Consider the following 22,448-nt stretch of genomic DNA (forward strand, 5'->3'; position numbering starts at 1 on the left):
GTTTAGCCAATTGAAATTCTCTCCAATACGTTTTTGTTCACCAATTGTTTAATGCCTGTATTTCCTTTACGGAAAAATTCACGGAGATTATTGTTCATGATGAAGGCATGGTGGTCTTCCACTTCGTGGGTTGCCCCGGCGATATGTGGCGTGGCCAGCACTCGTTTGTTCAATATCATTTTATAATCTGTTTCATCTGGTGGTTCATGGTAGAACACATCCAGTACAGCACCTCTAATCTTACCGTTCTCAATAGTATGCAATAAATCCTCTTTATTGACCACAACTGCGCGAGCGGTATTCACAAAAATAGCATCTTCCTTGAGGAGATCCAGGTATTTTTTATCGATCAACCCTTCTGTTTCAGGTGTTACCGGAAGGTGGATACCAACAACATCGCATATGGCGAATAATTCTTGGAGTTCCACCTTTTTGTAATCTTTGTTTTCATCGGTATAGTAGGGATCGTAATAATAGATTTCTGAAGGGAAATTTTGTAGCATACGGGCAATATGTTGCCCTACTGCTCCAAAGCCCACCATACCGACCTTTTTTCCGGCCAGTTCATTTCCCTTAAATTCCAAATAGGACGTATGGGCGCCCTCGCCCCAATGCTTGCCTTCTAACCAGCTGATCGCCGGCAGGGTATTGCGCATTAAGGTAATCACATTGGCGATGAACATTTCTGCCACCGCCTGGGCATTCCTGGCAGGTGTGTTGAACACTGGAATGCCCAATTCGGTAGCTACGGCTAGGTTGATATTCGATGGTGTGCCTCTGCAGATCCCTACGAATTTGAGATCTGGATGCGCACGCAATACTTGCTCTGTAATTTCATCGTGCTCTGAAATTAATGCTTCAGCACCTGTTTCCTTTAATAATTCACTTAATTCTGATGGGTTATAGGCACGTCCGTGTGGTTTCCAAGATCGATAGATAACTTCATCAAAAAGACCTTTCAACTCATTCAATGCCTTTTCGTTCTCGTAAGGTGCTGTAAGTAATACTTTCATAATTATGCTTGAATACTATTTTCTTTTAAACTGCTATTTTCTCCTAAAGGGGAGATTTCTTCTTTCGGGATATTGATGAACTTGGTCAATATGGCTGAAATGACATAGAGACCTGCCAATACCCAGATGACGCCTTCGGATCCAATCGATCCGATCAGGAGCCCAACGATGGCCGGACCGACAAATACCGGCAGTCCTGCTCCTAGGTTTAGGATTGCCATGGCGGCGCCTTTATCCTCTTTGACCAAGGAAGGCACTAGTGCGGAAAGTGGCACATAGCCTGCCAATAAGGCTCCCCAGGCAATACCTGCAGCCATTACGGCCCAATAACTTCCATCGAACCAAACTGGCGAATAGTAGAACAGCACTGTACTGATGGCACAGCCGATTCCGCCAAACCACATGATGGTGTTTTGCCAGCCCAAACGGTCGCCTACAAATCCAAAAATTAGGTTAAAAGCAATGTTACTGGTGAATATGGTGCCCCAGATCTGTAGCCATTCCTTGGTATCAAAACCATGTTCCGCCATATAGAGCGGAAGAAAAACTGGAAATGCGAATTGGGCGGTGGTATTGATGACCCGTACGATGCCCCCGATCAATACCTTAGGTTCTTTTTTCACAATGGTTAGGCCATTGACCAGTTCTTTGACCTTGGATTCTTTGGAAGCTTTGGTTTCAAATTTATCGCGGTTTAGTACGAGGGCGAAAAATGCCCCTACCAATACCCAGAAAATGGAACTCCAAAGGGTATTTTCGTAGCCAAAGCGCTCCAATGCCCAGCTGGAGTAATAAGCCCCTAGGACGTTCAAGCCGCCGGTAAAAACAAACCAGAACCATCCTACGGCCCTTCCCAGCATTTTTTGTGGGGTTCGATAATTGATCCAGACCATGAAGGAATAGGCAAATAAGGGATAGCCAAAACCTCTAATCGCATAAAACAGCAACATGGAGGAATAGTCCAGTTTCGCCATACCCATGGAAATAAAACCGATGGTACCGATGATATACAGCAATAGCCCCATGACCATGGATTTTCTAGGCCCATAACTTTCGGCCAGTACGCCGGAAAACCAAGAGGAAATGGCAATGGTAATACCATATACCGTAAATAGGCTCGCTGATTGTTCCATCGACATGCCATGCTCGATCAGGTAGGGACTTAGCCAGCCCTGTTCGACCCCATCGCCCATCATAAAGATTAAAATACCTAGATATCCCCAAGTTAAGTTCCCAGGTATTCCAAGCTTATTGGATAAATTGTCTTTTCCCATTTGAGTTTTTTGTTTAGATTATAGGAATTGGTTATACTAAAATAAATAAAAATTAATATAAAAAAAGATTTTTAAAGTATTTTATGTTAAAAAAAGAACAGTTTTTAGCTGTTCTTTTTTTGGGGTTGTTTAGATTAAGTTTTGGAGTAAGGGTAAGTTTTGGAGTTAAGGGTATGTTTTCCATTTTTAAATTTTGCAAATTCCATTTTCCATTTTGAAATTTTTTCATTTTTCATATTTCAAATTTTCCTCGGAATCATTGCAAATATTAATCTAGGAATAGTTCACAACGGCATTGACGAAATAATGGTCGCTTGCATATACTTCCCCTAATTTATCTTTGATGATTTGGGAGCTGCTCGCTTTAACCGGTCCTTTTATAAAAATGAAGTCGATTTTTTTGGCTTTGGCCTGTCGAGGATCGTTTATGGGTTTAAATCCATTGGTAGTTCCTTCTATCCTTTGCCCGTCATGGCCATATTGGCCATACTTGCGAGATTGCCCATTATTGGAAATTTGCCCGTCATCGGAAGAATTACCGTCGTTGTTAGTTTGCCCGTCATTGCGAGATTGCCCGTCATGGGAAGAATTACTGCCTTTGCGAGATTGACCGTCATTGCGAGGAACGAAGCAATCTTCCCATCCCGCCCCCAATACATTTTCATACACTTTCGAATCCATCCCAACATTAAAATCACCAGTAAGGATTTGTACAAAATCTTCTTGATATTGTGCCGCCTCCCTCAAAACCACATCCATCTGTTTTTCCTTTGCTTCATTACTAACATGATCCAAATGAAGATTGATCAATCGGATCTCCTTGTTAGTTTTCTTATCCAGCAACCTCACCCAGGAAGCATTCCGCGCGCGAGCAGATCCCCAGGATAAACTACCTGCTTGCAGTGGAGTTTCGGACAGCCAATATCCTCCAGCAGTTAATAGTTCAAACCTCTTTTTAGAGAAAAAGATAGGGTTCTTGGCAATCCCATGATACCCTTCTTTGAACTTATCCATTTCCGGGCCATCAAAACCGAAAGCAAAGTAATCAGGAAGCGATTCTTTGAGGTCTAAAAACTGTCCTCTTAAGACCTCTTGAAAACCGATCAGATCTGCCTGCTGTTTCTTTATAACATGCAAACAAGAGAGTCTCCGATCCTTCCAACCCAATCCTTTTTCAGCATCTTCCGGTAGATCCACCCGGATGTTACAAGTAAGCACTTTCAGGGAGTTTTTCCCTGCTTCGGAGGTTTGAAGGATATGCTCAGCTGCTTCCACATCAAAACGATGCAGAAAAGGGATGCTGGCGAATAGCCCTGCTTTGATCAGAAATTCCCTTCGATTGGATTTGGGTAATGGAGCCATTTTTATAATTCTTTGAAACCTTATTGGAGTAAAATTTAGAAACCTTACAGTATTAATCTTCGTAGCCTTACTTGAGTAAAGTTACATCTATTCCTACACTTTCACCCAGATAAGCTCCTGATTGTATCAATTCTGCTCTCAATTCATCGACATTCACATCAGCAGGTGTTACACCTTTCCTCACCGCTTGTTTTGCGGCTCTTCCTGCCGCCTCGCCCATGGCCATACAAGGCGCCATCACCCGAATCGCCGACATGGCTTCATGCGTGGTGGAAATGGAACGCCCTGCTACCAAAAGATTCTTCACCTTTGTAGGCACCAAACTGCGATAAGGGATATCATAGCTATCGCCACACCAGGTCAAAGTACATCCCCCACCCTCTGGATGATGGATATCCAATGGATAACTAGCCACGGCCACTGCATCATCAAATCTTCGGCATTCTAAGATATCATCCGCGGTCATCACATAATTCCCAACGATTCGACGGGTCTCTCGGATTCCCAGGAAAGGTGCCATTTTGGTAAAATGGGAGTCTTCAAATCCCGGAACATATTCTTTCAGGTATCGTTGGATTTCCTCCACTTGCTTACGGCCTTCGATTTCGCCGAAGGTCAAGCTTTCTGGGTTGGTTCCATCTACTCCATTGATTCGCGACATATTTACCCACACCTCGCCTTCTCGAAGGCCCGTGATCAGAATTGTCCGCTCAACCGGCAATTCATATCCCGCCGCCCTTGCTTTCTCCATCACACTGCGCAATCCAACCACAATAAACTGATGATTCTGTCCGAAATATTCCGCAGGAATAAAATCGGTTAAGTAAGTTCGAGGCTCCTCCGCAATGGACATCCTTAATTTATCGGTATCCACATTGGCCATGCAGAACATCAAGGTCGGTGGCTGCGCGCCGCCAACATCATTCCCTTGCTCACATGCTACCCCCGCTTTGTAGGCGACATCCGCATCTCCAGTACAATCAATCACCGTCTTGGCAAGGATCACTTCCCTACCTGATTTGCTTTCGATGATCACCCCTTTTAGCTCGTCACCATCCATCACCACTCCAGAAGAGAAAACATATAAAAGTACTTATACACCCGATTCTTCCAATACTTTTAGACCGATATTTTTAACGGCTTCGGGTTCGACCAAAGTCAAACTCATGTGCAGCGGGCATGGTCTGTGTTCCGATGCCGCATCGACTTCTTTCAGACGATCAATGAATTTTTGTGGCAATCCCTTAATGATCTGGTTTCCCTTTTGGCCTAAAAAACCCAAAATAGGTAAACCAATGGTCATATTCCCCCCTACAAAACTGCGGTTATCGATCAATGCGACTTTCAATCCTTCGGATGCAGCCGCTTGTGCTGCAATAATTCCTGCTGGTCCTCCGCCTACAACGAGTACATCCACTTCCATACGAACTGGAGTTTCCCTTGCAGGCTCCAAAATGGTCTTAACATCTTTCATATCTGCTAACTATATAAGTCTTATTTTTTCAATCTTAATTTATCTGGATTTCTTATCAATAATGCCGTAGTCTTGGTTAATTCACCTGGAAGCCTTGTGCTTTATGAGCATTATCGGAAGGTTTTTCTTTACGGACCATGGTCCATAATATCAATACAGCCACGGGATGCATAAACGCCATGGCGATAAAGATGGTTCCAGCACCCAAGGACCCCATCATCTGCCCGACAAAATAATTGAACAGAACCGCGCCTAAAGCCCCAAAACCTCCAGCTATTCCTAATACCGAAGCCACATTCTTTACAGGAAAAGCCTCTGCAATTACTACGGAGATAGTGAACAGCCAACTCAGACAGGCAACAGCCACCAAAGCAAAAATAGCTATCGTTAGGTAGGGGCTATTGACATAGGTCGTTAAACAACATAAGGGGGCAAGAACGGCAATCGTACTCAACATGATCTTCCTGGCAAGCAACGGTTCTTTTCCATTTCTAACCATTTTATCTGACCAGGCTGAAGTGGCTATCGCTCCGAGATCTGCCACTAGGAAAGGAATCCAACCGAACATACCGATCTGAGCCAATGTCAATCCGCTCTCCTCCTGTAAATATCCAGGTAGCCAGAAGAGACAAAAATACCAGACCGGATCGCTCACAAAGCGAATCAATAAGATGCCATATAAGGATTTTGTTTTCCAGAGCTGCCCCCATGTAAATCCGATCTCATTTCCTTTAGCCGCATCCTGACCTACCGCTTCCTGCTTTATTACAGCCGGCGGTTCGGTATAGATCAGAAACCAAAGAAGCGCAATGATTAATCCTACGATACCTGCAACAATGAAAACCGTATGGAAATCATACTGCATCGCGAGCCAAGCTACCAACGGCGGCGCGATTATCGCCCCAATACTGCTTCCTGCAACACAAAGGCTATTGGCGGTTGCCCTTAACTTTCCGGAGAACCAAACCGTGACTACTTTCAATTGGGCAGGGAAATTGGTAGGCTCCGAAGCACCTAACATCCCCCTGAAAAATAGAAAAGAACCAAATGTTCTGGAAAGTCCTCCCCCCAGGCAGGCTGTCGACCAACCCAAAATACCCCATAGCATCACCTTTGTTTCTCCAAACTTATCGACCAACCAACCCGAAACAGGATACATCAACGCATAAAATATGGTGAATACATTCAGCACCATAGCATACCCATCATCACCTAGCGAGAACTCCTCCTTCAACATCGGTTTTAATATGGAAACGATCTGTCTATCGTAATAGTTGAAAACGATGGCTAGGAAAATCACAAAAATGATGAACCAACGCCTCTTTTCAGCGGGGATGGGCAAAGTAAACTTGGACATATTTAAGATTAGGTTATAATATTTGCTAATGCCTAATCAAATGTATGGAAAATAATAGAAAAAAAGATTTTTAAATAAAAAAAAAGAATTCATTACTTGCTAAAAGGTGGCTATATTTGTCATAAGTTAACTTATAAATGAATTATGATGAATATAACGGACAGACACGAATTCATCCTCAAGACACTAAAAGACAAAGGAAAGATCAGTATCGATTGGTTATGCGAAACCATGAAGGTTTCCAGCGTCACGATCCGCAAGGACTTGAAGGTACTTGAGGACAAAAACCTGTTGTTCAGGATAAAGGGCGGCGCATCAAACAGCAACCCATACGCCATAGACCGGCCCATCCTCGTAAAGGAAACTATTAACGATGAGGAGAAGCAAAGAATTGCTCAGGAAGCTTTAAAATTGATCAAAAACAACGATTCCATAATGATTGGATCTGGCACGACTGTTTTTGCATTGGCTAAAAATCTGGAAGTGACGCACGGTTTAACTGTCATAACACCAGCACTTAAGGTAAGTTTGGAACTCAGCAACAAACCAAACATAGAGGTGCTACAACTTGGTGGCTTGATCCGCCCGAACTCTTCCTCAGTCGCTGGGCAATACGCCATGCGAATCCTTGATGAGATCAGCTGTGGCATCCTGTTCTTAGGAGCCGACGGCATCGATCTGGATTTCGGGATTTCCATCAGCAACCTTCCAGAAGCAACACTTAACCAAAAAATGTTGAACACCGCACAGAAAGTCGCTATCCTGGCAGATAGCAGCAAGTTCGGAAAACGCGGACTCGGCAAAATCTGTGAACTCGTCGATGTGGATTACATCATCACCGACAGCAAGGTATCACAAAGCACTGTTAAAACTATTGAAGACCTAGGCATAAAAATCATTATCGCCTAATACCTACCCTACTTCTTTAACTTTTTAAAAAAAGATTTTGAACATAATCATGTTTAAAAATCTTTTTTTTGTTTTACAAGTGCTTTAAAAGAAAATAATTTAGTGTTACCATTTTATGAATAAATAGCATCTTTATAATTCTTTGAAAATTTAATAATTAAAATGCATTAAATAATTCCATTTCCAAGAATCAATTTTAATACCTAATATAAATTAAAACCTTTTTAAACATCAATCAATTCTTAACCCCAATAAGGATGTAATATACAAATCTATTAAGGTTATCTTATCCAACAAGTCTATCATATCCTAATCCAACAAGGTTATCAAACCACAGGTCTAACTACTTAATACTAAAAAAGCCACCCTAACGGGTGGCTTTTCAAATACCTAACAAATTGACAGCGGTTTAAAAATCTTTATTTTACTGCGTCTATAACTGCTTTGAAAGCCTCTGGGTTATTTAAAGCTAAGTCAGCTAAAACCTTACGGTTCAAACCTACATTTTTAGCGTTTAATTTACCGATCAACTGAGAATAAGAAATTCCGTGTTGACGAGCTCCAGCGTTAATACGTTGGATCCATAAAGCTCTAAACTCGCGTTTTTTGGTTTTACGGTCGCGGTAAGCGTACTGTAAACCTTTTTCTACTGTATTTTTAGCAATAGTATAAACTTTGCTACGAGATCCGTAATAGCCTTTAGCTAATTTTAGGATTCTTTTACGTCTTCTTCTAGAAGCAACTGCGTTAACCGAACGTGGCATAATGATTAAATTTTAGTTTGGTATAAGGTGTTACGTGTTTCAGTAAACTTACTACCCGATACCCGGTTAAAAATATTGTTATTTAAAAAAAATTGTATAAAACTTATTTACCGATACCAAGCATACGTTTTACGTTGCCTGTATCACCATCAGATACATAACTAGTTGTAGTTAAGTTACGTTTCTGTTTGGTTGTTTTTTTAGTCAAGATGTGGCTTTTGTAAGCGTTTTTTCTTGCAATTTTACCGGTTCCAGTCAATTTGAAACGTTTTTTCGCGCTGGAATTGGTTTTAATTTTTGGCATAATACTATAAATTTTATATCAATCTGTTAGATACTTTGTTATTTCTTAGCGGCGGCTTTCGGAGCCAGGGTCAGGAACATACGCTTACCTTCCAATTTAGGCAGCAATTCCACTTTTCCGTATTCTTCCAAAGCTTGAGCGAAACGTAGCAACAAGATTTCACCTTGTTCCTTAAATACGATCGCACGGCCTTTAAAGTGTACATAGGCCCGAACCTTCTCACCACTTTCCAAGAAACGCATGGCATGCTTCAACTTAAATTCAAAGTCGTGCTCACTCGTGTTAGGTCCGAAACGGATCTCCTTGATCACGGTTTGCTTAGCATTAGCCTTGATTTCTTTTTGCTTTTTCTTTTGTTCGTATACGAATTTACTGTAATCGATAATCTTACAAACAGGAGGCGTAGCGTTTGGAGAAATTTCCACCAAATCCAATTCCAATTCATCAGCGAGCGCTAAAGCTTGTCGCGTAGGGAAAACTCCTTGTTCTACATTATCACCTACTAAACGCACTTCTGGAACTCGGATATGCTCGTTGATACGGTGCTCAGGTTCCTTCTTTCTAATTGGGCCTCTATTGCCGAAATTGTTACTTTTTGCCAAATGTTTCCTTAATTAAATTAAACAGTAATTTCTTTTATTAATAAATCTTTAAATTCTTCTGATGTCATCGACCCTAAGTCGGTACCACCATGTTTACGAACCGAGATTGCTCCACTTTCGACTTCCTTCTCCCCTACGATCAGCATATAAGGTATTTTCTTCACCTCTGCATCACGGATTTTCCGTCCTACTTTCTCGTCACGTAAGTCAATCAGACCGCGAATATCGGAATTATTTAGTGATTCCAAAAGTTTTTGCGCATATTCTTCATATTTTTCTGACACTGGCAAGACGATAAACTGCTCAGGCGCAAGCCATAACGGAAATTGTCCACCGCAATGCTCGATCAATACGGCAACAAAACGTTCCAAGGAACCGAATGGTGCACGGTGTATCATCACCGGTCTATGCTTTTGATTATCACTTCCTGTATATTCCAGTTCAAAACGCTCTGGAAGGTTATAATCCACTTGGATGGTCCCTAATTGCCATTTACGTCCCAAAGCATCCTTCACCATGAAGTCTAATTTTGGACCATAAAAAGCCGCTTCACCCAATTCAACAACAGTCGGTAAGCCTTTTTCAGCTGCCGATTCGATGATCGCTGCTTCTGCTAAAGCCCAGTTCTCATCCGAACCGATGTATTTCGCCTTGTTCTCCGGATCACGCAAAGAAATCTGAGCGGTAAAATTGTCGAAACCTAAAGCTCCAAAAACGTAAAGCACTAGGTCGATTACTTTTTTGAACTCCTCTTTTACCTGATCAGGGCGGCAGAATAAGTGGGCATCATCCTGTGTAAACCCTCTTACACGAGTCAAACCGTGCAATTCTCCCGACTGTTCATAACGATAAACCGTTCCAAACTCTGCAAAACGAACCGGTAATTCTTTATAAGAACGAGGTTTCGTTTTGTATATCTCACAATGATGCGGACAGTTCATCGGTTTTAACAAGAACTCTTCGCCATCAACCGGAGTATTGATCGGTTGGAAAGAATCCGCACCGTACTTTTCGTAGTGTCCAGAAGTTATATACAATTGCTTATGCCCGATATGAGGGGTGATCACCGGCTCATATCCAGCAGCAATCTGTGCTTTCTGTAGGAAGTCCTGCAATTTCTGTCTCAAAGCAGTTCCTTTAGGTAACCACAAAGGCAAACCCATCCCTACTTTTTCAGAGAAAGCGAACAATTCCAATTCTCTTCCCAATTTACGGTGATCACGTTTCTTTGCTTCTTCGATGAATTTCAGGTATTCTGTCAATTCAGAAGCTTTAGGGAAAGTCACCCCATAGATACGTGTCAACTGCTTACGGGTTTCATCACCGCGCCAATAAGCTCCAGCTACATTGGTCAATTTAACGGCTTTGATCACTCCAGTATGTGGAATATGTGGACCACGACATAGGTCAGTGAAATTACCTTGCGTATAGAAGGTGATCTTACCATCCTCAAGATCTTTGATCAGGTCCAGTTTATATTCATCTCCTTTTTCGGTGAAATAAGCCAATGCATCAGCTTTAGAAACCGCTTTACGCTCAAAAGTTTCCTTTTGTTTAGCTAATTCAACCATTTTGTCTTCGATCTGTTTGAAATCATCAGATGAAAACTCACGATCACCGAAATCTACATCATAGTAGAATCCAGTTTCGATGGCAGGACCAATACCGAATTTAATACCTGGGTACAATGCTTCCAATGCTTCTGCCAATAAGTGTGCGGAGGAATGCCAAAAGGTGTTTTTCCCTTTATCATCATTCCAAGTCAATAACTTAATGGAGGAATCGGATTCGATAGGTCTAGAGGCATCCCATACCTCGCCATTTACTTCGGCAGCCAATACATTTCTTGCTAATCCTTCGGAGATTGACAATGCAACCTGCATGGCCGTAGTGCCTTTTTCATACTGACGTACGGAGCCGTCAGGTAGTGTAATATTAATCATTTACAACATGATTGGTGTTTGTTCATAAATCATGATTCCGATCAAGGTCTACAAGTACCTTGATTTTCGGGAATCACCTTAATTAATTCGGCTACAAAAATACGGAAAAATTACCGCATAATGAAATCAAATCCCCAACCAAATCCATTGAAATTATTAAACAACATCATCATGAGCTTTCAACTGTTCCTCCAAATACCCCTTCGCGATAGCTCGCTTAGCAACATACCACAGGAAAGGCTCGAACCAAGACCTTACCCCAATACTGAAAGAATTATTCAAATAAACAAACAAGGCCAAATCCTTGAATCGTCTCGGGCTTCCATCTTTGGCGATCCAGCCAGAAGCATGCAGGGAAGACAACAGCAATAAAGCCTTTTCAAAATTTTTATTTCCCATTTCCACCCTTACCTGAACCATACATTCCTCGCTCCAGATATTATGGAAATAATGGATCTCATCCGCTGGTATGGTCATTTCATCACCTGTTCGAAGGATGTATGTTTTATCACCCACATCCAGTTCCAATGCACCAGAAATTATCCTGAAACTTTCGGAAAATTCCCGATGGAAATGCCTAGGCGTTTTTTCTCCAGGAAAAATACGCAACAAAATCTCACTGTAAGGATGTTTTGAAACAGATTTAAGAATCTTTACTTTTCGGATTTGAACTTTTCCCATTGCTATTTGGTTTTCAGCAAAGTTCCGGCTCCAAAATCCGTAAATGATATACCTAAGTCAATAAATTCATTTCCTAAGCGCTAACTTCGACCCAACCATCCTTCTTCTAATCCGACTCAGCGAAGAGGGCTCTACGCCTACAAAATTTGCAATATGGTATTGGGATACCCTTTGCTCCAGATCAGGAAACATCGCCCGAAATTTCAAGTACCTTTCTTCTGGACCGTCCGAATATAGGGAGGCCAGCTTTTTCATTCCATCAATAAACAATTGCTGGATCACCAACCGGCCCAATCGTTCCCCTTGGCTCAACAGCCCATATAGCTTGTCAAGATCTGCCCTTCCGATTTCATAGTAGGTACAATCCTCCAAGGCCTGAATATTTTTCGTAGTGGGTATTAATCCTATAAAACTTTCATATTCACTAAAAAAATCCCCTTCCCTACCAAATTCATAGGTTTTACAAATGCCATCAACATCAACAAAATAACGCACAATGCCTGTGTCCAAAAACCCGACATACCGAGCGATCTCTCCTTCCTGAAGAAAGAATTCCTTTTTTTTCAACTGCTTCACTTTAAACAACGATTGAATGATTTCAACATCTTCATCGGTCAAGGTTACATAGGCAGAAATCTTACGAATCAATGAATCCAATATCTTGTTTTTTAGATTTTTCACTTAAAAATAACAATTCTCAAACAATAAATTCCATACCTTTGCAGCTCTATTTTAATCGTTATGTCAAATCAAGTTCCAGCAGACGGATCAATGCTTCCCTTGATGGAAGAATTTTACACCATACAAGGCGAAGGATACCACACCGGAAAGGCGGCTTATTTCATCCGTCTTGGAGGATGTGATGTGGGCTGTCATTGGTGTGATGTGAAGGAAAGTTGGGATGCTGACCTGCATCCATTGACTTCGGCAGAAACGATCGTAGAAAATGCCAAGCAATTTCCTGCAAAAACAGTGGTTATTACCGGTGGAGAGCCATTATTGTACAATCTCTCCTACTTGACCCAAAAATTAAAGGAAGCAGGCATACAGATCTTTTTGGAAACATCAGGCGCCTATCCATTAACCGGTTACTGGGATTGGATCTGTCTTTCACCAAAGAAATTCAAGGGTCCTCGACCAGATGTCCTGAGCGCGGCAGGTGAATTGAAAGTGATCGTATTCAACAAGAGCGATTTTGCTTGGGCAGAAGAACATGCCAAATTCGTAGGTTCTACCTGCAAGCTGTACCTACAACCCGAATGGTCCAAAGCAGCGGAGATGACCCCATTGATCATTGACTATGTCAAGGATAATCCAAAATGGGAGATTTCCCTTCAAACCCATAAATACCTGAATATCCCTTAGGTAAAATATAAAATACACAAACGATTGTTTTTATCGAAAAGGCTTGATTTCATACCTTAACCTTCTCCTACCGATTAAAATATCGGAAAATGGGGTTAAAGATTCCTAAATTTGTTTTACCTAATTCCAAATTTATGAATCGTAGCCTAGCGCAAGCACTCTGTTTTGGTTTGCTGATTTTTAGTCAACCAACCCACTTATTTGCCCAAACACCTGTAACCAGGAATATAGAAGGATTTGCCTATGGTCAGGTCCAGGCGCCTACCGGAAAAGAATGGGAATCGCCGCAGGAACTATCCTTGAACAAAGAACTTCCCCATGCCTACCATTTTTCCTTCAATGATATCAACTCCGCCCAAAAAGTGTTGCCAACGAACTCCAGCAATTGGATGTCCTTGGATGGCACCTGGAAATTCCATTGGGTAAAGACACCAGAGGAAAGACCCCAAGATTTTTACCAGAAAAACTTCGATGTGAGTAAATGGGATGATGTGCCGGTACCGATGAGCTGGAACATCCTGGGCATTCAGAAGGATGGTTCGTTGAAATATGGCGTGCCGATCTATGTGAACCAACCGGTGATTTTCCAACATCAGGTAAAGGTGGATGATTGGCGTGGCGGGGTTATGCGTACGCCTCCCCAAAATTGGACAACCTATATCTATCGCAATGAAGTGGGGTCCTATAAACGCACATTCTCTGTTCCAAAAGATTGGAAAGGAAAAGAAATCTACATCAATTTCGATGGCGTAGACTCCTTCTTCTACCTATGGATCAATGGAAAATATGTAGGCTTTTCCAAAAACTCGAGGAACCTAGCCTCTTTCAATATCAGTAGCTACCTGAATCCAAAAGGCGAGAACCAAGTAGCTGTGGAAGTTTACCGCAGCTCCGATGCTTCCTATTTGGAAGCGCAGGATATGTTCCGCTTGCCAGGTATCTTCCGAACCGTATCCCTAACAGCGAAGCCAAAAGTACAGATCAGAAACCTGGTTGCCATCCCTGATCTGGATCAGGAATACAAAGATGCGACGCTAAAAGTGACTGCCGAGGTTAAAAACAGCCAAGGAAAATCGGTCAAAGGCTATAAAATCAGGTATTCCCTATACGAAAATGTTTTATACAGTGATGCCTCTTCCAAGGTGAAGGAAATAGATCTTCAGCGATCCATTGATCCTATTGCCAAAGATTCTACCAGCATCGTAGAACAGACCTTGAAGATCAGCAATCCAAAAAAATGGTCAGCAGAAGAGCCAATCCGATACACGCTTCTTGCCGAATTGTTGGACAATAGAGGCCGGCTTATCGAGGTTGTTTCCAGCTATATTGGTTTCAGAAAAGTAGAATTGAAAGACACCAAAGCTGCAGATGATGAGTTTGGATTGGCAGGCCGTTATTTCTATGTCAATGGAAAAACGGTAAAACTTAAAGGGGTGAACCGACATGAGACCAACCCGGAAACGGGAAAGGTCGTTTCCCACGATCAGATGGAAAAAGAGATCATGTTATTGAAAAGGGCAAACATCAACCATGTTAGAAACTCGCATTATCCAGATGATCCTTATTGGTATTACCTATGTGATAAATATGGTATCTATCTCGAGGATGAGGCCAATATCGAAAGCCATCAATATTATTATGGCGATGCTTCACTTTCCCATCCTGTGGAATGGAAAAATGCACACGTGGCGAGAAATCTGGAAATGGTACATGCGACCATCAACCATCCTTCCATCGTAATCTGGTCCTTAGGAAATGAGGCTGGACCGGGCAAGAATTTTGTCCATGCGTACGATGCGATCAAAAAAGTGGATGATTCCAGACCGGTTCAATACGAAAGGAACAACAGCATCGTGGATATCGGCTCCAACCAGTACCCTTCCATTGAATGGGTTCGTGGTGCTGTAAAAGGAAAATATAACCTCAAATATCCATTCCATATCTCCGAATATTCCCATTCCATGGGCAATGCATCGGGTAACCTGATCGATTATTGGGAGGTCATCGAATCTACCAATTTCTTTATGGGAGGTGCAATTTGGGACTGGATCGATCAATCCATGTATTATTACGACAAGAAAACAGGTGAGAAATTCCTGGCCTATGGTGGAGATTTTGGCGACAAACCGAATGATGGAACCTTTGTGATGAACGGGTTGATCTTTGCTAACATGGAACCAAAACCCCAATACTATGAGGTTCGCAAAGTTTACCAGAATGTGAGTGTAAAGGCAGTAGATATGAAAAATGGTAAGATTGATGTGTTCAATAAGAATTACTTCAGCTCTTTGGATGATTATCAGATCAATTGGTCTTTATGGAAAGATGGTAAGGAAATGGAGAAAGGTACTTTCGCAACGGAAGGGACCAATGCTATTGCGGCAAGACAGCATAAAGAATTCCAGGTTCCATATGCATACGATAAATTGGAGGCCAGCTCGGAATATTTCTTAAAGGTGCAATTTGTACATAAAAAGGATATGCCTTGGGCAAAACAAGGTCAGGTGCAGATGGAAGAACAAATATTGGTTAAACCGATGACTTTCCTTCCATCCATTGCGGATCTGGCCAAAGGAAGTAAGCTGATGATAGGCGCGGAAGGTGATGTTCAAGAGATCAAAGGTGAAGGGTTTAATGTGAAATTTGACAATAAAACAGGAACCATTTATCAATTGAGTTACCAGGGAGAGGAAGTAATTCGTGCTGGTGAAGGCCCTAAATTGGATGCTTTACGTGCTCCATTGGACAATGATAACTGGGCATATCAACAGTGGTTCGAAAAAGGTTTGCATCAATTGCAGCATAGGGTAAAATCCAAAAACAGCTATCAGCGAGAGGATGGGGCTTATGTGTTGATCTACCAAGTAGAATCCCAAGCGAAAAATGGCGGAACCATCCGTGGAGGAAGTTCAGGAACATATACGATAGAAGACCATAAAGACCGTCTATTTGGGGAGAACGACTTTAAATTCTCCAGCAATTATATTTGGACGATCTATAAAGATGGGTCGATCGAACTGGAAAGCAACATTACTTCCAACAATAGTTCCTTTGTATTACCGCATTTAGGCTTTGCCATGCAGGTACCTGAGAACTATAGCAATTACCAATATTATGGCCGTGGACCGATCAATAATTATGCGGATCGGAAAACGGGACAATTCATTGAACAATACCAAAGCTCGGTAAAGAACCAGATGGTCAATTGGCCGAAACCACAGTCTACCGGTAACAGGGAAGAATTGAGGTGGTGTGCATTAACCGATGCTGCTGGTTCTGGAGCTATCTTTATTGCGAAAAATACCTTTTCTGCTTCTGCATTGCCTTGGTCGGAATTGGAAATGACCTTGGCACCACATGGATATCAATTACCGAAAAGCTCTGGCACGCATTTGTACCTGATGGCTGAGGTAACTGGATTGGGAGGTAACAGTTGTGGACAAGGCCCTCCATTAGAGCAGGACCGCGTGAAAGCTGGAGCGCATGATTTTGGATTTATAATTCGTCCTGTGGCAAATAATAATGCTGCAACACAAGCAAAAGCGGCTGTGGCTGGGGATATGCCATTATCGATCACCCGCGATCGTTCTGGAAAGGTGGAAATTCGTACGGATTCGAATGGATCTCCGTTGATGGTACAGATTGGGCGAGGCAAAGTTTCTGTTTATAAGGGCGCTATTAACCTACGTGAAGGTGGTAAGGTAACGGCATGGTACCACGGAAAAGAAAAACTGAAAACAAGTGTGGATTTTCCAAAGATTGAAAGTATTCAGATGGAAATCAAATCTGTTTCCAGCCAGGAGATTGGTGAAGGAAATGCTGAGCATATAATTGATGGGGACCCATCGACGATTTGGCATACGATGTATTCGGTAACAGTTGCGCAATATCCGCATTGGATTGACTTTGATGCCAGCATGGCGAAGAAAATCAAGGGTTTTACGTATTTGCCGAGACAGAATGGATCGAATGGAAATGTAAAAGGATATAGGATTCAGGTAAGTTTGGATGGGGAGAATTGGTCAGAACCTGTGGCTGAAGGGGAATTTGATCGAAGCAGTAAATTGAAGACGATCATGTTGACAAAACCTGTATTGGCGAGGTATATTCGTTTTACGGCTTTGAGTTCGCAAAACGGACAGGATTTCGCCTCTGGAGCAGAGTTTTCGGTGTTAGCGGATTAGGGTAGGTAGTTTTTGCGTCATTGCGAGGAGGTACGACGAAGCAATCTTTGAACTTTGTCATCCTGAGCATCGCCGAAGGATCTGTACGAATATAAACGAACAGATGCTTCGACTGCGCTCAGCATGACATGCGGGAAGATTGCTTCGTTCCTCGCAATGACGCAGAAACCCTCTCGCAATGACGCAAAAAATTACAACCTCACAATCTCCCCGGTCTTCACCGACTCATCACATGCAATTGCGATCCTCAAACTATTCACCGCATCCTGCATAGATTTCTCCAAATCCAAATCCTCTGCAATCGCTTTTAAAAAGAATGCCTGCTCCCGATTACACAGTTCCTGATGATCCGGCTCATCCGTTAAATCAATCCATTCATCCTTTTTAAGGAATTCATTTTCCTCATCAATATCCGCATAATGCACCTTCAACGACTCCGTTTTGGTATGGGCTTCCACGGAATCCGAATTCCCAGCCTTCCCAGCATCATTCGCTACGATGGAAACACAACCCTTCGGTCCAATCACATCCTTAATAAAAAATGCCGTTTCACTGATCATTGGTCCCCAACCTGCTTCATACCAACCCACACTCCCATCATCAAACCGGATCTGCAACTGCCCATAATTATAATTATCTTCCGGAATTTCATTTGTCAACCGCGCTCCAATAGCCGAAACGGACAATGGTTTGGCCACTGTCATCTGGCACATCACATCAATATAATGCACCCCGCAATCCACAATCGGGCTCAAACTCTTCATCAAATTTTTATGCACATCCCACATGTACCCATGGCTCTGCTGATTGAGGTTCATGCGCATAACCAAAGGATAACCCATGGTTTTTCCAACCTCAATAAATTTGATCCAAGAAGGATGATGCCTTAAGATATAACCAACGACCAATTTTTTATTGGCCCTTCTTGCTGCTTCAACCACCTTCTGCGCACCCAACACGGTATCCGCCAATGGTTTTTCGATAAACACATGCGCTCCGGCCTCAAAAGCCTGAATGGCATAGGCTTCATGGGTATCCGGATAAGTAGAAATACAAACCGCGTCAGGTTGAGTTTCCTTCAAGGCGGTCGCATAATCATCGAATAAAGGATAATCGGCTTCCAGCCGCACATTTAAAATCTCTTTGCTCGCTCCACGGGAAACCAAGCCTACAATTTCAAAACCATCCATATCATGATAGGCCTGTGCATGGGATGCACCCATATTGCCACAACCCACCACCAAAATCTTAATTTTTTGATTCATTATTAATTAAGGATACAATGTTTAAGCAAAGTAATATCTATTTATGGCTTTAAGAACTTGCCAAACCTGGTCTTGGGATCAATGCCTTATCAATTTCCATCTGCCAACTGTATTCATCGGCACTTGGCCCATAAACCTTGGTCGAGTTCTGGATCTCCTCTAAACTGATGATCTTTCCTGAATAGGCAGCTTCGCGCGCCCAGATTCCCAATAAAGTAGAATCTGCCATGAAGTCACCATCATTGATCACCTGCTTATTCTTTATTGCCGCAAAAAGCTCATTATGTTGTGTCTGGTACATATTATCAGTCTTTCCTGCGAATTTCCAAGGATTCTGACCCGTTATTTCATATTTACTCAATACACTCACATTCATTGCTCCTTTCGTACCGATAGCTTCCACCGAGTTCCGAGATTGCGTTCCATTCTGTTGACGACCGAAATGATAACCTTTCACCCCATCCCCATAATCGAATTCTATGGCAAAATGGTCAAATACATTTCCATATTTATCCCAAGGTCTACTTTGTCGGCCACCGGTACCCGAAACGGCTTTTGGCAATCCACGATTCAACATCCAGTTCATAAAATCGATACTGTGTACGGTTTGTTCCACAATGATATCGCCCGAATAGCGCTGATAATAGAACCAGTTATACAGTTGGTAGGTCAGATCATCCCATTGTGGCTGCCTAACCTTTTCGGTCAGCTCACCACCCAAGCGGAAGGTACTGATCGAGTAGATATCACCGATCGCTCCGCCATGGATCAACTTTGCCAATTCACGGTTAGGATTGGTATACCTGAAACAGAAACCTGAAACGATATTCAATTTTTTATCTTTAGCCAGTTGAACCGCTTCCCTTACTTTATGTACACCAGGAATATCCACTGCCATTGGTTTTTCACAGAAAACATGCTTTCCCTTTTTCACTGCAGCAGCGAGATGGTCCGGGCGAAAACATGGGGGTGTAGCCAACAACACGACATCCACATCGCTGTTGATCAACTTTTGGTAGGCATCGAAACCAACGTATTTGCGTTTATCCGAAACTTTTACACGTTCCTTATGCGCCTCCATCAAGGATGCCAAAGCGGTATCCAATTGTGCCTGGAAAATATCCGCCAACGCTACAATTTCCACATCCGGATCAGCGTTCAGCGCCTGAAAGGCAGCACCAGTGCCTCGACCGCCACATCCTATCAATCCTACCTTGATCTTCTTCTTTGCATCCATGCTGTAATCGGGCATATCCAATGTGCTGGCTCCTACCAGAATGCCACTACTTTTAATAAAATCTCTGCGGTCCATTACCTGTTATTATTTCGATTTAGTTTGAATTTACCCATGCAATTTGGGTAATTATTAAAAATTAGTCAATGGAAATAACTATTTTCACAGCAAATTAACAATTATTACAAGTTTATGCAAATACCAGAAACCGAAAACCTCCCTTTGATCAGTAACACTTCTGTTGTATTGGGATTACTAATGGTAATTTTAGGTTTGGTGTTCTATACATCGAACTTATCGAATAAATATGTTAAGGGATTTTTCAATATCATCCCACCCCTATTGCTCTGTTATTTCTTACCGGGCTTGCTCAATTCCTTAAACATCATCGATGGCGCGAATTCCCCATTAACAGGCATTGGAAGCAATTATTTATTGCCTGCCTGTTTGATTTTGTTTGTGATCAACCTGGATTTAAAAGAAATGTGGGCATTGCGAAAAAGGGCCGGATTGATGTTTGTAACAGGAACGGTCGGCATTATGATTGGTGGTCCTTTGGCAGTTTGGTTGACTTCCATGGTTGCGCCAGAGGTTGTGGGTGGTGCTACTCCACATGAGGTTTGGAAAGGTCTGGGTTCTTTGGCGGGATCTTGGATCGGTGGTTCGGCAAACCAGGTGGCCCTAAAGGAAATCCTACAACCCTCTCCAGAGGTTTTTTCTTCCATCATTGCTGTGGATGTATTTGTCGCCTATTTATGGATGGCATTCTTATTATATGGAGCTAGTAAATCCAAGCAGTTTGATAAATTCTTTAAGGCGGAGTCTTCGGACGTGGAAGCTTTAAAGGAAAAAATGGATGCTAAGGTTAAAGCAAACAGTAAAACACCAGAAACAAAAGATTTGATCTATATTGTTGCCTTGGCATTTGGAGGTACGGCTTTATCGGCTTTGATAGCCGAGCCATTGTCTGCTTATATGGCTAACAACCATCCAGAACTAGCAAAATTCTCGTTGACCAGTAATTTCTTCTGGGTGATATTCATTGCTTCGGTAATTGGGATTATTCTTTCCTTTACGCCTGCCAAGAAATTGGAATATGTAGGAGCTTCTAAAGTAGCTACCGTATTTTTATATATTTTGATTACGACGATTGGTATGCAAATGGATATTACAGCGATTGCTGGAAATCCTGGATTATTGGTAGTTGGATTGATCTGGATGAGTGTGCATGCCTTGTTGTTACTCATCGTCGGTAAGATTTTTAAAGTGCCATTCTTTTATTTTGCTGTAGGTAGTATGGCGAATGTAGGTGGTGTGGCTTCGGCTTCTGTGACTTCGGCCGCTTTCCACCCTTCCTTGATTTCCGTTGGGGTTATCTTGGCGGTGTTTGGGTATGCGGTTGGAACTTATGCAGGCTGGTTTACAGCGATGCTGATGCAGATGGTAGCACCGATGTAGGGGGAAGAAGTAGGATATACTGATATTAAAAATGTCATCCTGAGCGCAGTCGAAGGATCTGTTCGTTTACCAGTGTACAGATCCTTCGACTTCGCTCAGGATGACAAAATATTTCGCTCAGGATGAGAAAAAATAAGATTGCTTCGTTCCTCGCAATGACGGGTCTATCGTCTATAATCTATTATCTATCATCTATCATCTACATTCTCCCCTTATCCACTGCCTCCTGAAAAATCCTCCAATCATAGTAATGAAAAACCATTCCATTACTCATGGCCACCAACATTCCTTTCGGAAACTTCGTTCCGATCGGCATGGAAATAGCATCAGCACCATCACATTCAACCGCTGAAACCGGCACTTCCGCCAAGATCTCATGTAAATGAGCATTCCCAGCAGCACCTTCCCTTGGATAAATATTAAAAGAATTGTTCTGCTGATTTGAAATCACGATATAACCAGTAGAATCCGTGCTTTTATACAATGCAATCCCCTCATGATCAGATTTGAAATCCTTCTGTCCAAATAAGGCCAATTCCTCATTTCCTTTGGCAGGATCTGCATAATACTTATGGATACCAAAGCCTTCATCCGAGTAATAGATATACCCTAACTCATTATCCACGGCAATAGCTTCAATTTCTTTTCCACCTTGGAACTTCCCAAATTCACGAACCTTCTTTCCTTTCACAACACCAGCATCAACCGACAACTCATATTGGAAAAGATAATTATCAGCGCCTCCAGATTTACGGCCTACTACAGCATAGATCTTATTCCCAGTAGAATCCTTTTTCGTATACAAAGCAATACCCATTGGCGATCTTTCAGTCTCTCCTACAAAAACCTCGATACCACCATTATCCAATGGCTTTAGTTCCGGCATACTGAAAACGCGGATCTTATTGGTACCTCTTTCGGTAAGCACTGCAATATCCACCAATTTCCCATCAATCTCCAAACCGTACGCAATATCCACGTTGTTTGGTCTATCCAATGGCGTTACTTTATTAATAATCTTGCCATCCATATCATAAGCATACAGACCACCGGTCTTCTCATGCTTATCCGTTCCAACGATAATAACTTCCGTACTATCATTCGGGTTCACCCAGATAGCTGGGTCATCCGTATCGTTCGGAACTTGTTCCGTAACAACTGTTGGCTTTACTGCATTCTCCGCCACAGGGGCTAATTTGCTAGTACAAGCCCCGAAAATCAGGGCTGTACCGCATATAAAGATGAATTGTTTAATCATG

17 protein-coding genes and 1 pseudogene are annotated in these 22,448 nt (G+C 42.3%); 4 read left to right on the forward strand and 14 right to left on the reverse strand.

All coding sequences use genetic code 11. The features are described from left to right. Window positions 1-2 precede the first annotated feature (2 nt). From VJ786_RS11020 to VJ786_RS11040, 5 genes and pseudogenes are all read right to left on the reverse strand, one after another. The gene (locus VJ786_RS11020; RefSeq protein WP_099365785.1) at window positions 3-1,013 is read right to left on the reverse strand and encodes an NAD(P)-dependent oxidoreductase; all 1,011 of its coding nucleotides are present in this window, start codon (window positions 1,011-1,013) and stop codon (window positions 3-5) included. Window positions 1,014-1,015: 2 nt separating this feature from the next. Beyond that, entirely contained in the window at window positions 1,016-2,287 is a 1,272-nt protein-coding gene (locus tag VJ786_RS11025; RefSeq protein ID WP_218962187.1) for an MFS transporter, read from the reverse strand. 273 nt (window positions 2,288-2,560) lie between these two features. Next, window positions 2,561-3,649 carry an endonuclease/exonuclease/phosphatase family protein gene (locus VJ786_RS11030; protein ID WP_336557707.1) on the reverse strand — a complete coding sequence of 363 codons (1,089 nt, stop codon included), beginning with the start codon at window positions 3,647-3,649 and terminating at the stop codon, window positions 2,561-2,563. Window positions 3,650-3,716: 67 nt separating this feature from the next. Further along, a pseudogene (locus VJ786_RS11035) lies at window positions 3,717-5,123 on the reverse strand (FAD-dependent oxidoreductase). A 76-nt stretch (window positions 5,124-5,199) separates the two neighbouring features. After that, the gene (locus VJ786_RS11040; protein ID WP_099365782.1) at window positions 5,200-6,480 is read right to left on the reverse strand and encodes an MFS transporter; all 1,281 of its coding nucleotides are present in this window, start codon (window positions 6,478-6,480) and stop codon (window positions 5,200-5,202) included. A gap of 144 nt (window positions 6,481-6,624) precedes the next feature. Between VJ786_RS11040 and VJ786_RS11045 the strand changes: the two genes are divergently transcribed. Beyond that, window positions 6,625-7,389, forward strand: coding sequence for a DeoR/GlpR family DNA-binding transcription regulator (locus VJ786_RS11045; RefSeq protein WP_180268422.1), 765 nt, complete (start codon window positions 6,625-6,627; stop codon window positions 7,387-7,389). Between the two features lie 419 nt (window positions 7,390-7,808). On the opposite strand, the gene rplT is transcribed toward VJ786_RS11045, so the two are convergent. From rplT to VJ786_RS11075, 6 genes are all read right to left on the reverse strand, one after another. Further along, entirely contained in the window at window positions 7,809-8,153 is a 345-nt protein-coding gene (gene rplT / locus VJ786_RS11050) for a 50S ribosomal protein L20 (RefSeq protein ID WP_099365781.1), read from the reverse strand. Between the two features lie 103 nt (window positions 8,154-8,256). Then, window positions 8,257-8,457, reverse strand: coding sequence for a 50S ribosomal protein L35 (gene rpmI, locus VJ786_RS11055; RefSeq protein ID WP_099365780.1), 201 nt, complete (start codon window positions 8,455-8,457; stop codon window positions 8,257-8,259). Window positions 8,458-8,495: 38 nt separating this feature from the next. Continuing rightward, window positions 8,496-9,059, reverse strand: a complete 564-nt coding sequence (gene infC / locus VJ786_RS11060; RefSeq protein WP_245153202.1) for a translation initiation factor IF-3 — start codon at window positions 9,057-9,059, stop codon at window positions 8,496-8,498. Window positions 9,060-9,076: 17 nt separating this feature from the next. Further along, window positions 9,077-11,002 (reverse strand): threonine--tRNA ligase, encoded by a 1,926-nt coding sequence (gene thrS / locus VJ786_RS11065; protein ID WP_099365779.1) that lies wholly within the window; start codon window positions 11,000-11,002, stop codon window positions 9,077-9,079. A 156-nt stretch (window positions 11,003-11,158) separates the two neighbouring features. Continuing rightward, the gene (locus VJ786_RS11070) at window positions 11,159-11,683 is read right to left on the reverse strand and encodes a cupin domain-containing protein (protein ID WP_336557708.1); all 525 of its coding nucleotides are present in this window, start codon (window positions 11,681-11,683) and stop codon (window positions 11,159-11,161) included. 66 nt (window positions 11,684-11,749) lie between these two features. After that, window positions 11,750-12,364: a Crp/Fnr family transcriptional regulator gene (locus tag VJ786_RS11075; RefSeq protein ID WP_099365777.1), complete on the reverse strand. Its 615-nt coding sequence runs from the start codon at window positions 12,362-12,364 to the stop codon at window positions 11,750-11,752. Window positions 12,365-12,424: 60 nt separating this feature from the next. Here VJ786_RS11075 and VJ786_RS11080 point away from each other — a divergent pair, with 60 nt between their 5' ends. Further along, window positions 12,425-13,048, forward strand: a complete 624-nt coding sequence (locus tag VJ786_RS11080; protein ID WP_099365776.1) for a 7-carboxy-7-deazaguanine synthase QueE — start codon at window positions 12,425-12,427, stop codon at window positions 13,046-13,048. 134 nt (window positions 13,049-13,182) lie between these two features. Beyond that, window positions 13,183-17,232 (forward strand): glycoside hydrolase family 2 TIM barrel-domain containing protein, encoded by a 4,050-nt coding sequence (locus VJ786_RS11085; RefSeq protein WP_218962186.1) that lies wholly within the window; start codon window positions 13,183-13,185, stop codon window positions 17,230-17,232. A gap of 191 nt (window positions 17,233-17,423) precedes the next feature. Here the strand turns inward: VJ786_RS11085 and VJ786_RS11090 are convergent, their stop codons facing one another. Together VJ786_RS11090 and VJ786_RS11095 are read right to left on the reverse strand one after the other, a co-directional pair. Then, window positions 17,424-18,497 carry a Gfo/Idh/MocA family protein gene (locus VJ786_RS11090; RefSeq protein ID WP_099365774.1) on the reverse strand — a complete coding sequence of 358 codons (1,074 nt, stop codon included), beginning with the start codon at window positions 18,495-18,497 and terminating at the stop codon, window positions 17,424-17,426. Window positions 18,498-18,546: 49 nt separating this feature from the next. Beyond that, complete coding sequence (locus VJ786_RS11095) at window positions 18,547-19,809, reverse strand: Gfo/Idh/MocA family protein (protein WP_099365773.1); 1,263 nt, start codon at window positions 19,807-19,809, stop codon at window positions 18,547-18,549. A 114-nt stretch (window positions 19,810-19,923) separates the two neighbouring features. On the opposite strand from VJ786_RS11095, the gene VJ786_RS11100 reads away from it, so the two are divergent. Next, window positions 19,924-21,189, forward strand: coding sequence for a DUF819 family protein (locus tag VJ786_RS11100; protein ID WP_099365772.1), 1,266 nt, complete (start codon window positions 19,924-19,926; stop codon window positions 21,187-21,189). A gap of 199 nt (window positions 21,190-21,388) precedes the next feature. On the opposite strand, the gene VJ786_RS11105 is transcribed toward VJ786_RS11100, so the two are convergent. Next, window positions 21,389-22,447, reverse strand: a complete 1,059-nt coding sequence (locus VJ786_RS11105) for a phytase (protein ID WP_099365771.1) — start codon at window positions 22,445-22,447, stop codon at window positions 21,389-21,391. Window position 22,448: the final 1 nt, after the last annotated feature.

Origin of the sequence: Sphingobacterium tenebrionis (assembly GCF_037126265.1) — a bacterium.
Taxonomy (GTDB): domain Bacteria; phylum Bacteroidota; class Bacteroidia; order Sphingobacteriales; family Sphingobacteriaceae; genus Sphingobacterium; species Sphingobacterium tenebrionis.

Excerpts from the sequence above, each read along its gene's own strand:
- VJ786_RS11020 (WP_099365785.1), bottom strand. The coding sequence starts at position 1,013 with ATGAAAGTATTACTTACAGCACCTTACGAGAACGAAAAGGCATTGAAT.
- VJ786_RS11025 (WP_218962187.1), bottom strand. The coding sequence starts at position 2,287 with ATGGGAAAAGACAATTTATCCAATAAGCTTGGAATACCTGGGAACTTA.
- VJ786_RS11030 (WP_336557707.1), bottom strand. The coding sequence starts at position 3,649 with ATGGCTCCATTACCCAAATCCAATCGAAGGGAATTTCTGATCAAAGCA.
- VJ786_RS11040 (WP_099365782.1), bottom strand. The coding sequence starts at position 6,480 with ATGTCCAAGTTTACTTTGCCCATCCCCGCTGAAAAGAGGCGTTGGTTC.
- VJ786_RS11045 (WP_180268422.1), top strand. The coding sequence starts at position 6,625 with ATGATGAATATAACGGACAGACACGAATTCATCCTCAAGACACTAAAA.
- rplT (WP_099365781.1), bottom strand. The coding sequence starts at position 8,153 with ATGCCACGTTCGGTTAACGCAGTTGCTTCTAGAAGAAGACGTAAAAGA.
- rpmI (WP_099365780.1), bottom strand. The coding sequence starts at position 8,457 with ATGCCAAAAATTAAAACCAATTCCAGCGCGAAAAAACGTTTCAAATTG.
- thrS (WP_099365779.1), bottom strand. The coding sequence starts at position 11,002 with ATGATTAATATTACACTACCTGACGGCTCCGTACGTCAGTATGAAAAA.
- VJ786_RS11070 (WP_336557708.1), bottom strand. The coding sequence starts at position 11,683 with ATGGGAAAAGTTCAAATCCGAAAAGTAAAGATTCTTAAATCTGTTTCA.
- VJ786_RS11080 (WP_099365776.1), top strand. The coding sequence starts at position 12,425 with ATGTCAAATCAAGTTCCAGCAGACGGATCAATGCTTCCCTTGATGGAA.
- VJ786_RS11085 (WP_218962186.1), top strand. The coding sequence starts at position 13,183 with ATGAATCGTAGCCTAGCGCAAGCACTCTGTTTTGGTTTGCTGATTTTT.
- VJ786_RS11090 (WP_099365774.1), bottom strand. The coding sequence starts at position 18,497 with ATGAATCAAAAAATTAAGATTTTGGTGGTGGGTTGTGGCAATATGGGT.
- VJ786_RS11095 (WP_099365773.1), bottom strand. The coding sequence starts at position 19,809 with ATGGACCGCAGAGATTTTATTAAAAGTAGTGGCATTCTGGTAGGAGCC.
- VJ786_RS11100 (WP_099365772.1), top strand. The coding sequence starts at position 19,924 with ATGCAAATACCAGAAACCGAAAACCTCCCTTTGATCAGTAACACTTCT.
- VJ786_RS11105 (WP_099365771.1), bottom strand. The coding sequence starts at position 22,447 with ATGATTAAACAATTCATCTTTATATGCGGTACAGCCCTGATTTTCGGG.